The organism is Microcoleus sp. AT3-A2 (assembly GCF_036705685.1).
Lineage (GTDB): Bacteria > Cyanobacteriota > Cyanobacteriia > Cyanobacteriales > Microcoleaceae > Microcoleus.
In genome coordinates this window covers 34389-46978 of sequence record NZ_JAUBVF010000015.1, presented here as the reverse complement: position 1 = coordinate 46978, position 12590 = coordinate 34389, and the positions used below count along the sequence as shown (strand labels likewise).

Below are 12590 nucleotides of genomic sequence, written 5' to 3'. Positions count from 1 at the left end.
TAGAGCCCCGACTTATTGAACAAGTCGGGGGCCTTGCCTTTACAAATCATTTAGAAATGCTATAAATTAGAAGCTAATAATTGTGGAAATGACAATGGAGTTCGCTGATGAAAATATCTAAGAACGATTTTTTTTTCTATTCCTGCTGGCTGCTTTGCTTGCTTGCAGTAGCAGGATGTACCTCTAAGCCCGAAAAGCAAGTTGTCATCTGCTCGAAAGACTTTACCGAACAAGTCATCCTCGCAGAAATTTTAGCACAGCACATCGAAGCTAAAACAGATATAAAAGTAGAACGAGAACAGAATCTCGGAGGTTCGCTTTGCCATCAATCCCTAACAGCAGGTAAAATCGACTTGTACGTAGAATACACGGGTACTGCTTACGCCAACCTGCTCAAACAAAAACAGATTTCTGACCCCAAAAAAGTCCTCGATTACCTCAAACAAGAATATCCCAAACAGTTTAAAGCAGAATGGACGGAACCACTGGGATTTAATAACAGTTTTGCGATTATTGTGCGGGGAAACGATGCCAAAAAACTAAATTTACAAACTCTCTCGCAACTTGGGAAAGCTGCACCTAACCTCCGGGCTGGTTTTGGCCCAGAATTTAACGAGAGAGAAGATGGATTTCCCGGATTGGCTAAAACTTACGGGATTAAATTTCGAGAACAACCGAAGGAGTTGCTGTTAGGATTGCTTTATCAAGCGCTGCAACAAAAAGAAGTAGATGTGATTGCTGGTAATACGACGGACGGTTTGATTCAAAGTTTGGGTTTAGTAGTGCTCAAAGATGACAAGAACTATTTCCCGCCCTACGAAGCAGTTCCGGTTGTGCGATCGCAAATTTTGGAAAAATACCCAGAATTGCGTCAAGTGCTCGCAGAATTGGGCGGCAAAATTTCCGAGGAAGATATGCGGAAACTCAACTATCAAGTTGACGGGGAACAGCAGGAAGCAGGACAAGTGGCGCGGGAGTTTTTGCAGCAAAAGTTGGGCGTGTCAAAGCCAGTAACTCCGGCGAAATAAAGGGTTTCATTGTTCTGCCTGTTTGCTGAACCTTATTGTGGTTAGCTATACTATTAGTTAGACTCATATAAATAAATGAAGGTATAAAGCTATGACAACTGTCAAAACTGCTATCTCATTGCCAGCATCTTTATTTGAACAAGCCGAAACATTAGCTGGCGAAATGCAAATTTCGCAGAGTTTTTTGATCGAAATAGCGCTTGAATAATTTATCCGCCGTCGCGAAAATCAACAACTGTTAGAAAAAATTAATGCTGCTTGCGAAGCACCTCTCTCTGAAGAAGAACAAATTTTGCGTCGCAAGATGAGTCGCTCTCATCGCAGGCTGGTGGAAGGCGAATGGTAATCAATATTTTCCAAGCTGCAAAACAGGAGCTTTTATTGCTTCAATCTGGGACTCGGCAACTTCAACTGTAATTGCTTCGATATTGAAACCCTCTAAGCTATAACCCTCTTCTTCACCTTCCGGCATCTGGTAGTGTTCAACGATAGTTGCTGTATCACCTTTTTTTAGGCCATACTTAGGAATATCTTCTCGCAATGCTACCTGTGAAAACAGTTCAAATTTCATGGGGTTTAACCTCTTGTCAATCAGGAACTAATGTAACAAATCTGGTTTCGGATGGAGTAACGATCCAAACGGTTTTAACTTGTAAAATCGTACCGTTTGGACCTGTTAAACTGCCTTTAATCATGTACTTTTGACCGTATCTGGTGTTTTCCATTTGCTCCGCTTCCAGAGGAAGTATCTGGCTTCTTAAATCTCGATCGAGCTGTTGCCAGTTTTCTATGCTGTAACCACCTCGATCGAGAAACTGAGATTTGTCGTCTTTAGGAAGCCGGATTAATAAATAGTTGGTCAGCTTTGCTGAAGGAATAACCGAGTTAAGGCTGAGTTTTGCCATAGGAAGAATTTCCTGTTAAGTCCCTTCGCTCAGCCTCCGCAAATTCAAAATATCGCTCATCTTTTTAATTTGCATACAAGTCCGCTCGAACTGTTGTTTATCCTGGATATCCATGCACAAGTCAATTAATGCAGGCAATCCGGGGTAGGTTTTGACTTGAGCGCTGCGGACGTTTACTTGGTTGTCCTTCAAATGCGATAAAACATCATTGAGAACTCCCACTCGATCGAGGGCTTCAATTTGAATGTTAACCGGATAAGTGTTGGGTCGAGATTCATTGCGGTTGCTGGAATTCCAACTCACAGGAACCAAGCGATCCCCAGGCACGTTCTCAACATTTGAACATCCTTGCCGGTGAATCGAAATTCCGCGAGTGCGAGTCACAACTCCAATGATGGATTCTCCAGGAATCGGACAACAACAGCCGGATAAATGGTAGAGCAATCCCTCTACACCTGCGATGGGCGATTTGCTCGGAGACGAACTCGGTACTGGTTTCGGTGCCGTCGATGCAGGTATTAGCAAGGGCACTTCGTGGGTTCCTGCGGGAGCAGCTTCAATTTTTTGCTGCACTTTTACTAAATCTCGCAGTCGATTTACTACGAGATTTAGAGTCACTTCGCCGTAGCCTAAACCGGCGATTAAATCCTCGACGCTGTGGTAGTTGCAGCGCTGAGCCACCGATTGCATGGGTTCAGATTTTAGCAAAGATTCTAAGCCATTTTTACCTAATTCTTTTTCCAGCAATTCCCGCCCGCGAGCGAGATTTTCATCTCGGTGCGATCGCTTCAACCACTGGCGAATTCGGTTTTTGGCACCGTTTGTCTTGACAAAATTCAGCCAGTCGGAACTCGGATGACCATTTTTTTGGGTCAAGATTTCTACAATATCGCCGTTCTTTAAAACCTTGTCTAGTGTTACCATTCGCCCGTTGACTCTCGCACCGGTGCAGTGATTGCCAATTTCTGTGTGAATACGGTAAGCAAAATCTACGGGAGTTGATCCGCTATTGAGAGCAATCACGTCTCCGTTAGGAGTAAAAACGTAAATATCTTCGTCGAATAAGTTGTCCTTAATGCTTTGTAAATATTCGCGATCGTCTTTGAGGTCGCTTTGCCATTCTAGGAGTTGCCGCAGCCAAGTAAATTTTTCGTCGTCGCCGGTGACTGTTGTGTTAGAACCGCCAGTTTCTTTGTATTTCCAGTGCGCGGCAATGCCGTATTCTGCAATGTGGTGCATTGCTACGGTGCGAATTTGCACTTCGATGGGGCGACCGCTGGTTCCGATTACTCCGGTGTGCAAAGATTGGTAGCGGTTGGCTTTTGGTAGACCGATATAATCTTTAAAGCGGCCGGGAATCGGGCGGAAAGAATCGTGGACGATCGCCAAAGCCCGATAACAGTCATCATTGGTTTCTACTATGATCCGCACTGCCGCAATATCGTACACTTGGTTAAACCCTTTCTGGCGGCGCTGCATCTTCCCATAAATTCCGTACAAATGTTTGGGACGGCCGCTGACTTCATAGCATTTAATGCCTAAATTGTCAAGCCTTTCTCGCAAACTATCGGTGACTTCTGCGAGTTGAGTTTCTCGATCGACTCGCTTCACCGCCACCAATTCCTGAATTTCGCGGTAAGCTTCGGGTTCCAGGTATTTAAAGGCTAAATCTTCCAATTCCCACTTAAAGCGGCCGATACCCAAACGGTTTGCTAGGGGAGCAAAAATATCTCGGGTTTCTAGGGCAATACTGCGCTGCTTTTCTTCGGACAAATGCTCCAAAGTCCTCATGTTGTGCAGCCTGTCTGCCAGTTTGACGACAATGACGCGAATATCTTTAGCCATTGCTAGGAACATTCGGCGGAAATTTTCCGCAAGGCGCTCTGTTTTGCTGGAAAAATTAAACTTAGAAAGCTTGGTGACACCTTCAACCAACTGTCGTACTTCGGCGCCGAACCGCTGTTCTATTTCTTCGAGAGTAATATCTGTATCTTCAACAATGTCGTGGAGGAAGCCCGCGGCAATCATGACGTTGTTGCCGCCCATATACCGGAGTATTCCAGCGACAGCTACCGGATGGCAAATGTAAGGTTCTCCCGATTTGCGGTATTGTCCTTCGTGCAAGTCGCGGGCAAATTCAAAGGCCCGACAAATTAAGCTGTCGTCCGTCGAGCAATTCGGGTTAGGGTCTCCATCAGGCTGCGATCGAGTATTCAGGCATTCTTGCAGCCAATCGGGAACTACAGCAGGATCGATCGAAGGAGAGGGAGTCAGAGTGTTCGCGTTCATGGGGTACACCTTTAAAACTTAGAAATACAAATGGTTAAAAGCCGGTTTCCGGTTGAATTGCGGAAATTATGTGTTTAGCTATACTAAACTAATTGAATGCCACAATTTGCAATTCAAAAAAATAGTCGATTTTTCTCAAACTATACCTATCGAATTCCGAGTCGTCCCCCCTCGGAGGTAGGAAAATATAGTGACACCACTGCTGCCGCCGCAGTCTGTTGATCGGGGAAAATCGGGTAAAATAAGCATATTTTGGCGGTAGCAGTTGAGGTTGCGGGGGATCGGCATTTACCGGCAACCCTAAACAGAAAGCAGCAGCCAGAAGCGTAGAGTTAGGGCAGCAAATCAAAAAAAGTTCTCACAAAACAGGGAATTGCTCCAAAAACGCACGCCTTCCCTCCATATGAGCAAACTTAAGTAAGTATCTACCTTGATTATAAATACAAATTTGTTTACAAAATCATGATATTGTCCGAAGACCGCCGCCAGCGCTACCAAGAATTACAGCAAGCACTAGAAAAACTACAAAGAACTGCTGCACAGGATAATTTGGATGGGGCCGCGCTGGCGATCGAATACAGAAAAGTGCAACAATTTTTCGGAAACCAAATTATGAGAGCCGAAAGCGATGAGTTAGACGCCTCAGAAACACCCCCAGAGCAGTCTTATTTGACGGAAATTCACAAGCAACTGCGGTTATTGGGGACAGATGTCACGTTTTTGCAAGCGTCGCGCCAGCCAGCGACAGCAAAGGCGAGGCAAACTGGGGCGCTCACGCGGCTTAACACGCTAATTGGCTACTGTGGCGCGCTGCTGCAAAAAAATTCTGGTTCTTCAGGGCCCGCCCAGATACAGAATTAATAATTGAATTAACAGGGAATTAATAAGGCAAGGAGAAATAAAGCGGTGGAATGTCCAAAATGTAAACATCCCAATTTAGAAGGCGGTACCTTAGCCGGCCGTATGTCGGTGCAGTGGTGTCCCAACTGTTACGGTATCTGGATTCCAGGCAGGGAATACGAAGCTTGGCAAAAAGAGCAAAGCCAGTGGTACAACAAATCCGAGAAGCCTGATGCGACAGCGACTCTCGGCATAGAATTCACCCCGTCTGTCTACGATAGCAAAGCAGCGCTGTGTCCCGAAGACGGTCACTATCTGTCGCGGGCGAAAGTTCCTTTCAGCAGAGTGCCCTTTTACATAGAGCGCTGTATGTTGTGCGGGGGCATTTGGTGCGATAACGGCGAGTGGGACATTCTCGAAAGTCTGGGATTCCACACCGAGATTGACAAGATGTTTTCTCCGAATTGGCAAGCTAAGGCCCGCGTGCAAGAACTCGCCTCTCGGGAACGTCAAGTGCTGACTGAGAAGCTGGGGCCGGATATCGCCGGATATGTGTTGGAACTCGCGGAAGTTTTGGCAGACCATCCTCACGCAGATTGTGCCGCTACTTACATACTGCGGAGAGCTGAGTTGAAGCGAAAGGAAATTTAGTCAGTTGATTGTTGACAGTTGACTGTTGACGGTTGACTGTTGACTGTTGACGGTTGACTGTTGACTGTTGTTAGTAAGCTGCGGGTCGGTTAATGATGTAGTGATAAAATCTTTTGAGGGTTGACGGTTGACTGTTGACTGTTGACTGTTGACTGTTGTTAGTAAGCGGTTGGTCGGTTAATGATGTAGTGATAAAATCTTTGTGTGTAGCAATTTCTATTGGTATTTACAAACAGCATATCGGTCTCTTGCCAATAACTAATAAGTCCTGAACAATACTAATAACTAACAACTAACCGCCCGTATATTGATAAATAATAAATAACAACAGACAACAGTTAACAGTTAACAGTTAACAGTCAACAGTCAACAGTCAACAGACAACAGACAACAGACAACAGACAACAGACAACAGACAACAGACAACAGACAACAGTTAACAGACTAAGGACTAATGACTAATGACTAATGACTCTTCTCTATTTTCCGTTGACAATCTGCGAGTAGCTTATCCTCAGCGGCGGGGCCAATCCGGTTGGGCCGTTGACGGGGTTTCCCTGACGCTGAAACCGGGGGAAAAGCTCGGATTAGTTGGGGAGTCTGGGTGCGGTAAGTCAACTTTGGGAAGGGCGGCGATGCGGTTGCTGCCGGATTCAACGCTGATTGAGGGGCGAGTTAGTTTTGCTGGAGAGTCGGTGTTTGATATGAATGCTTCGCGGCTGAGACGGTTTCGGGGCGAAGCTGTAGCATTGATTTTTCAAGATCCGATGACTCGTCTCGATCCTTTGATGACTGTAGGAGAACATTGCATCGAGACTTTGCAAGCTCATAGACCGAATTTGGATCGCAAGCAAGCTAAGAAACGGGCGATCGAAACTCTGGAAGCTGTGAAAATTCCCGCGTCTCGCTGGTCGCAATTTCCCCACGAATTTAGCGGCGGAATGCGGCAAAGAGTAGCAATTGCTTTGGCTCTTTTGCTCGATCCAAAATTAATTGTGGCGGACGAACCGACTACAAGTTTGGACGTAACTGTAGCTGCTCAGATTTTGCAGGAATTAACCAGACTTTGCGAGGAACGGGGTACGGCTATTTTGTTGATTTCTCACGATTTGGCGATGGTGGCTGAGTATTGCGATCGCATTGCGGTGATGTACGGCGGTAAAGTCGTAGAAACAGGGCCGGTGCAAAACGTTTTTGAAAAGCCCCAGCACGAATATACTCGATCGCTCCTCAAAGCAGCTTTGCACATTCAAGCCGATTCTGGCAAAGGGTTAGCATTCGAGGAAATCAGGACTGAAGTCGTTCCTGCAAACTCAACAAATTCGCCTCTTTTGACCGTAACGAATTTGCAGCAACACTACAGTTTAGAAAGCAATTTATTAGATCAGTTGTTTTCCAGGAATCGCCAGGTAATTAAAGCAGTAGACGGCGTTAGTTTAGAGCTACAACGGGGAGAAACCCTAGGGCTTGTGGGGGAGTCCGGCTGCGGAAAAAGTACCTTGTCACGCACGATTTTGCAGCTAATTACCGCGACTGGCGGCAAAGTGGAATTTCAAGGAATAGATATAACTGCCCTGAACCGCGATGCTGTGAGGAAGCACCGCCGCGAAATGCAAATGATCTTTCAAGACCCCCACGCTTGCCTGAATCCGATGATGACTGTCGGGCAAAGTATTGCTGACCCTTTGTTTATTCACAAATTAGCTAATGGCAGCGAAGCTAAAAAACAAGTAATCCAAATGTTAGAGCGGGTGGGTTTAAGTCCAGGGGAGGATTTCTTTCGTCGCTATCCGGGGGAATTGTCAGGAGGACAACAGCAGCGAGTTTCGATCGCCCGCGCTTTGATTACTCGGCCGCAACTGATAATTTGCGACGAACCTGTGAGTATGCTGGATGCCAGCGTGCAGACTCAAGTTTTAGAGCTGATGTTGGAATTGAAGCAGGAATTTAATTTGACTTATCTGTTTATTACGCACGATTTGTGGGTGGCGAGATTTTTTTGCGATCGTATTGCGGTAATGAATGCTGGCAAAATTGTTGAAATCGGTAAGACTAGGGATATTTTTACTAATCCGCAGCACCCTTATACTCAGCAATTATTGCAGGCAGCTCCTTTACTGGCTAGAACTCAATAGAAAGGTATAAAATTGGGGCCATCTAATTTCTGTCACGGGCTTCTAGATGGATTTCGGAAATTTCGGGTTAAATTGGTTAAAGTTAAGGGATACTTTTCAAATCCTTCCACCGACACCAAGCACGATATGGCAGAATCTGACCTAGGCAGTTTTGCGGTGGCACCCGACGCCTCATTCGCGATCGCAGAAGATGAAGACACCGAGATCGATCGTCCGACGGTAACTCGATCGTCAGCATACAACAACTGGTCTGCCGACGATCCAGTGGGAGCTTTGTTCAAGGAAATGGCTCGGTATCCTCTACTGACAGCAGCCGAAGAAGTAGAGTTGGCGCGTCGCGTTCAAGAATTGGTAGCCCTGGATGAACTAGAACAGCGTTTGCAGCAGGAATTGGACAGAGTGCCGACAAAAGCTGAACTCGCTGCGGCTTTGGGGATAAGCGAAACTCAACTGCAACAGCTTCGCCACCAGTGTCAGTCGGCGAAACGGAAAATGATCAGCTCGAATTTGCGCTTGGTAGTTTCGATTGCCAAACGTTATCTTAATCGGGGCGTGCCTTTTCTCGATTTAATTCAGGAAGGAGCTTTGGGTTTGAATCGCGCAGCCGAAAAGTTCGATCCGGAGAAGGGTTACAAGTTTTCTACTTATGCCTATTGGTGGATTCGCCAAGGAATTACCCGGACAATTGCCAATCAAGGGCGGACGATTCGCTTGCCTGTTCACATTGTCGAACAGTTAAATAAACTCAAAAAAGTTTATCGAGATTTGAAGCGTTCTCTTCAACGCAATCCAACTGAAACTGAACTTGCTAGAGAAATGCAAGTTACTTGCGAACAGCTTCGCTACCTCCAGCAAGTACGTCGGCAATCTTTGTCTCTCAACCACCGCATCGGCTCAGAAGAAAGTTCGGAACTTTTGGATGTTCTCGAAGATAACGCGACGCAATCTCCCGAAGCTCAGATGAATGAGATGATGATGCGCCAAGATATTTTGGAGGTGTTGGACAGTATTTTGACTGAGCGCGAAAAAGAGATTGTTGCTATGCGTTACGGTTTGCTGACCGGCGAACCTTACACTTTAGAAGAGGTCAGCAGTTTGTTCAATTTGTCCCGCGAACGAGTCCGTCAAATTCAAAATAAGGCAATGCGAAAGCTGCGTCGCCCTCAAGTGACGGAACGATTGAAGGGCTGGTTGAAATAAACTAAAAAACATTGAGTTGGCATTTTGAAAAATATTAAAATTATTGTGGGGTGGCACTCCGAGGCCACCGTAAATATGCTTGTTAAAAGTGGAAAAACTTAAGTAAAAATTACAAATTAAAAATGTCTTGATGTGGTATTTTTAATTGTTGATTGTCGCGTACTACTTACTTATTTATGTCTTCAGAGGTAATTTTGCGTCCAGCTACCCGCGCCGACGTGCCGGTGCTGTTTGATTTGATTAAGGCTTTAGCTGAGTACGAAAAATTATCTCATGCCGTTACTGGCAATGCGGTTGATTTGGAGCATCATTTGTTTGGCGATCGACCTTTTGCTGAAGCGATTTTAGCCGAGTGCGAAAATCAAGTTGTCGGCTGGGCGCTGTTTTTTTACAATTATTCTACTTTTTTGACTCAGCCGGGAATTTATTTGGAAGATTTGTTTGTGATCCCTGAGTTTCGAGGGCGGGGAATTGGTAAGTCTTTGATAGTTTATTTAGCGCAGTTGACGGTTGAAAGGGGCTGCGGGCGTTTGGAATGGAGCGTTTTGGATTGGAATGAATTGGCGATCGGATTTTACAAGGGTATCGGTGCTGATGTGATGCCAGACTGGCGGATTTGCCGGGTTGCGGGCGAGTCTTTGGCAACTTTGGCATCCAAACAAGTGTAAAAACCCCTCGATAAGACTCGACGATGGCAATCGATCCTACAAAAACTTTCGTCCCTCTCGCTTGAGACTAAGAAATCAAGGTGTGTACCGCGCACCTTACAAGGAATCTGTAGGGTGCGCCACAAGCACCTTACAACAAATCTGTACCGCCTCAAATCTATGGTTGCGTAAATCGGAGTAGATAATTGGCAAAAATATAGGAAAATTTAAGTAACAGTAGATTTTGATTGAGAGAGTAGATCGTGATTATTTGGGTAAACGAGCAAATCGATCCGTCGGGTATTCTTTATTCTTGTATTGCTTGTTGCGATGAAACTCAAGCGAAGGATTGCCACGAATCTTTTGAGAAGAATTTGACGGCAGAGCAAAAAGAGCAGGGCTGGGTTGCTACCTTGCGGACTGTTAGTTCTTGGGATGAGGTTCCTGTTAATGCTTTGAAATTGAATTAATGAGTGCAAGTCATTAGCAGCTTTAGTGTCGCCGTATTTCCGTTAGAGCGAAACGGCAGAAAAACGTGGGACATCTGTTCGGAAAAGGCAAGATAGCTCGATCGCACATTGGTCACATTAACAGAGGTTTTGTGAATCTGAAGGTAAAAAACTGCAATCATTTGGGGCTGCCAGTCTGAGCATTGTGTTCGGGAAGATGGGGGAATTTGGGCGGAAATTTTCGGGCCTGCAATGCTGCGAACACGCTAGGACGAAAAAGCGTGCAAGTGCGATCCTCTTCGAGGGTTCCGCTAACGATAATTCGCATTTCTTAAAGGGATTTTAGCATTATTATTAATAGATAGAGGCATTTCCAATTGTCAAGTTAAATTTTTATGGTTGAAACCTTATTTCACGCTTATACCCCTCTAGTTATCTGGACGGGCTTAGGACTGCTGCTGTTTCGGTACATTCCAGTTGATTTTCCCAAGCTGCTGAGCCACTTTCTTTTCTGGATTGGGATACCCCTGCAAATTCTAGTTTTAGCCCGTCAAAGCGATTTTTCGGGTGCTGTGGGATTCACGCCGGCGATCGCCATATTCGTGTTATTTCTGAGTACGAGTTTTGCTTGGCTGACTTGGGTATTATTGCGTAGGCTGAGTGCAGCCCACATCCAAAAGCCCTATTTTCAGGGCAAAAATTCTCTGGTAAATTTATTTTTATTAAATTTTAATTCCCTGAAGCGATCGAGCCAAGGCAGTTTTCTCCTAGCTGCGATGTTAGGGAATACGGGCTTTGTTGGATTAGCAATCACCCCGTCTATCATCAGCAGCGATAACAACAACTGGGCTGTCTTGTACAGCGTTACTAATAATGTGATCGGAAGCTACGGTTTCGGTGTATTTATTGCTAGCTATTTTGGGAACTCCGAGCAAAAAAATCACTGGTGGACTCAGCTCCGGGACGTGCTGACAGTTCCCGCCCTGTGGGCTTTTTTAATTGGTTTTTATACTAGAAACATCCCCCTGCCCGAAACAGTGGAATCGGGATTGCAGACTGCTGTTTGGGTGGTAATTGCCAGTGCTTTGCTGCTGGTTGGCATCCGGCTGAGGTCTATTAAGAAATGGGAAAGTTTTGAACTGGCGTTAATCCCGTCGCTGTTAAAAGTGGTAATTGTGCCGGTGCTGATCGGATTGGGTGCTAGTTATTTCGGATTGAGTGGCGATCCGAGGTTCGTGTTGGTGTTAATGTCGGGAACGCCCACAGCTCTTTCCGTGCTGATTTTAGCAGAAGTATACGAGCTCGATCGCGATTTGTTAGCTAGCAGCATCGCCATCACTTCTGTCGGTTTGTTGCTGATGCTTCCGCTGTGGTTAGCTGGGTTTAGTTAATATTAGCTAAAGTTTCAAATCAGATTGCTCTAAAATTTCGCAGTACAATGAACAATAACTGCACGGAAAAGAGGATGAATCAGACAATAACTGCTACATATCTGCCTCCTGCATTCCCCGATCATACCCAATTGCCAGACGAAGATGGTACATTTGTGAAAAATTTTCAGGAGCATCCTCAGAGTATCATTCTGACAGATTGGATGTTTTGGGATTTGCTAGCCGTAATGGAGAGCAAGAGCGCGATTGTACTCCGTTGGCTGTAGTTAGCGACTGCGAGCAATGGAAATAGCTCCCCATGCTGAGGATTGATATCAAATTCCCAAAACTCTCTCTGTAGCGCGAGCATCCCGCACCTAATCTTTTTTAATCACAAACAACAAAGCTTATGGAAACTAAACCACCTCTACCGCCCTTTACGCTGGAAACTGCTAAAGCCAAAGTTCAAGCTGCTGAAGATGCCTGGAATACCCGCGATCCAGAACGAGTAGCCTTAGCTTATACGGAAGATTCTCAGTGGCGAAACCGTGCCGAATTCTTCAGCGGCAGGGAAGAAATCAAGGCTTTTTTAAGACGAAAATGGGCAAAGGAATTAGATTACCGTTTAAAGAAAGAACTGTGGAGTTTTACAGACAATCGGATTTCTGTTTGCTTCGAGTATGAGTGGCACGATGATTCTGGCTACTGGTATCGCGCCTATGGTAATGAACAGTGGGAATTTGCCGAAAATGGGCTAATGCGAAAACGTGAAGCTAGCATTAATGATGTTCCGATTCAAGAGTCTGAACGGAAGTTTCGATAAGATTTATCTGTGAGTTGCTTAATGGGGCTGGGACATTTTCTCGCCCCTAAAGGGGAAAATCTCTCCCTCGCAAGGGAAAGAGGTCGATGACCTAAAAATGCCTGAAACCCTTGTAAATATTAGATTCATGCCCATTCGAGGTAAAAGTCTCTCTCTATCTAAGCTTTAAGCCGTTTTGGCTTCAGTTTTTGTCTAAGCCCGTTAGCGTAACTTTCGGAATTACTGTTGATTTCTCCCCTGCACATGAAAACCG

Annotated in this window: 13 protein-coding genes and 1 pseudogene; 10 read left to right on the top strand and 4 right to left on the bottom strand. The window is 45.4% G+C overall.

Translation table 11 applies throughout. The annotated features are described in order from the left end of the window. Positions 1–107: 107 nt before the first annotated feature. A complete protein-coding gene (locus QUB37_RS11585; protein ID WP_333162018.1) occupies positions 108–1028 on the top strand; it encodes a glycine betaine ABC transporter substrate-binding protein in 921 nt (306 codons plus the stop codon). 346 nt (positions 1029–1374) lie between these two features. Here the strand turns inward: QUB37_RS11585 and QUB37_RS11580 are convergent, their stop codons facing one another. Genes QUB37_RS11580 through QUB37_RS11570 form a run of 3 tightly spaced genes read right to left on the bottom strand, consistent with a single transcriptional unit; the run spans position 1375 to position 4222 of the window. Then, positions 1375–1599 carry a DUF4926 domain-containing protein gene (locus QUB37_RS11580; protein ID WP_333162015.1) on the bottom strand — a complete coding sequence of 75 codons (225 nt, stop codon included), beginning with the start codon at positions 1597–1599 and terminating at the stop codon, positions 1375–1377. A 16-nt stretch (positions 1600–1615) separates the two neighbouring features. Then, positions 1616–1933 (bottom strand): DUF6883 domain-containing protein, encoded by a 318-nt coding sequence (locus tag QUB37_RS11575; RefSeq protein WP_333101993.1) that lies wholly within the window; start codon positions 1931–1933, stop codon positions 1616–1618. A gap of 15 nt (positions 1934–1948) precedes the next feature. After that, a complete protein-coding gene (locus tag QUB37_RS11570; protein ID WP_333162012.1) occupies positions 1949–4222 on the bottom strand; it encodes a bifunctional (p)ppGpp synthetase/guanosine-3',5'-bis(diphosphate) 3'-pyrophosphohydrolase in 2274 nt (757 codons plus the stop codon). A 462-nt stretch (positions 4223–4684) separates the two neighbouring features. Between QUB37_RS11570 and patD the strand changes: the two genes are divergently transcribed. The 6 genes from patD to QUB37_RS11540 all read left to right on the top strand — a co-directional run bounded on the left by patD (position 4685) and on the right by QUB37_RS11540 (position 10165). Further along, positions 4685–5083, top strand: coding sequence for a heterocyst frequency control protein PatD (patD, locus tag QUB37_RS11565; RefSeq protein ID WP_333162010.1), 399 nt, complete (start codon positions 4685–4687; stop codon positions 5081–5083). A gap of 45 nt (positions 5084–5128) precedes the next feature. Then, positions 5129–5713, top strand: coding sequence for a zf-TFIIB domain-containing protein (locus tag QUB37_RS11560; RefSeq protein WP_333156811.1), 585 nt, complete (start codon positions 5129–5131; stop codon positions 5711–5713). A gap of 461 nt (positions 5714–6174) precedes the next feature. Beyond that, complete coding sequence (locus QUB37_RS11555) at positions 6175–7848, top strand: ABC transporter ATP-binding protein (protein WP_333162008.1); 1674 nt, start codon at positions 6175–6177, stop codon at positions 7846–7848. A 126-nt stretch (positions 7849–7974) separates the two neighbouring features. After that, on the top strand, positions 7975–9048 hold the full coding sequence (locus tag QUB37_RS11550) for an RNA polymerase sigma factor, RpoD/SigA family (RefSeq protein ID WP_333162006.1): 1074 nt from the start codon (positions 7975–7977) through the stop codon (positions 9046–9048). Between the two features lie 176 nt (positions 9049–9224). After that, on the top strand, positions 9225–9716 hold the full coding sequence (locus QUB37_RS11545; protein WP_333162004.1) for a GNAT family N-acetyltransferase: 492 nt from the start codon (positions 9225–9227) through the stop codon (positions 9714–9716). A 242-nt stretch (positions 9717–9958) separates the two neighbouring features. Continuing rightward, on the top strand, positions 9959–10165 hold the full coding sequence (locus QUB37_RS11540) for a glycogen debranching protein (RefSeq protein WP_190741881.1): 207 nt from the start codon (positions 9959–9961) through the stop codon (positions 10163–10165). Here the strand turns inward: QUB37_RS11540 and QUB37_RS11535 are convergent. After that, positions 10162–10326 carry a hypothetical protein gene (locus QUB37_RS11535; RefSeq protein WP_333162000.1) on the bottom strand — a complete coding sequence of 55 codons (165 nt, stop codon included), beginning with the start codon at positions 10324–10326 and terminating at the stop codon, positions 10162–10164. The genes QUB37_RS11540 and QUB37_RS11535 overlap by 4 nt on opposite strands. A 213-nt stretch (positions 10327–10539) precedes the next feature. Here QUB37_RS11535 and QUB37_RS11530 point away from each other — a divergent pair, with 213 nt between their 5' ends. The 3 genes and pseudogenes from QUB37_RS11530 (at position 10540) to QUB37_RS11520 (ending at position 12337) form a co-directional block, all read left to right on the top strand. Then, entirely contained in the window at positions 10540–11535 is a 996-nt protein-coding gene (locus QUB37_RS11530; protein WP_333161998.1) for an AEC family transporter, read from the top strand. A gap of 74 nt (positions 11536–11609) precedes the next feature. Continuing rightward, positions 11610–11735: pseudogene (locus tag QUB37_RS11525) on the top strand (Uma2 family endonuclease); the annotation flags it as partial. 188 nt (positions 11736–11923) lie between these two features. After that, positions 11924–12337, top strand: a complete 414-nt coding sequence (locus QUB37_RS11520) for a nuclear transport factor 2 family protein (RefSeq protein WP_333161996.1) — start codon at positions 11924–11926, stop codon at positions 12335–12337. The last annotated feature ends 253 nt before the right edge of the window (positions 12338–12590 follow it).

Coding starts and splice junctions, on each gene's coding strand:
- QUB37_RS11585 (WP_333162018.1), top strand. CDS start 108: ATGAAAATATCTAAGAACGATTTTTTTTTCTATTCCTGCTGGCTGCTT.
- QUB37_RS11580 (WP_333162015.1), bottom strand. CDS start 1,599: ATGAAATTTGAACTGTTTTCACAGGTAGCATTGCGAGAAGATATTCCT.
- QUB37_RS11575 (WP_333101993.1), bottom strand. CDS start 1,933: ATGGCAAAACTCAGCCTTAACTCGGTTATTCCTTCAGCAAAGCTGACC.
- QUB37_RS11570 (WP_333162012.1), bottom strand. CDS start 4,222: ATGAACGCGAACACTCTGACTCCCTCTCCTTCGATCGATCCTGCTGTA.
- patD (WP_333162010.1), top strand. CDS start 4,685: ATGATATTGTCCGAAGACCGCCGCCAGCGCTACCAAGAATTACAGCAA.
- QUB37_RS11555 (WP_333162008.1), top strand. CDS start 6,175: ATGACTAATGACTCTTCTCTATTTTCCGTTGACAATCTGCGAGTAGCT.
- QUB37_RS11550 (WP_333162006.1), top strand. CDS start 7,975: ATGGCAGAATCTGACCTAGGCAGTTTTGCGGTGGCACCCGACGCCTCA.
- QUB37_RS11545 (WP_333162004.1), top strand. CDS start 9,225: ATGTCTTCAGAGGTAATTTTGCGTCCAGCTACCCGCGCCGACGTGCCG.
- QUB37_RS11535 (WP_333162000.1), bottom strand. CDS start 10,326: ATGATTGCAGTTTTTTACCTTCAGATTCACAAAACCTCTGTTAATGTG.
- QUB37_RS11530 (WP_333161998.1), top strand. CDS start 10,540: ATGGTTGAAACCTTATTTCACGCTTATACCCCTCTAGTTATCTGGACG.
- QUB37_RS11520 (WP_333161996.1), top strand. CDS start 11,924: ATGGAAACTAAACCACCTCTACCGCCCTTTACGCTGGAAACTGCTAAA.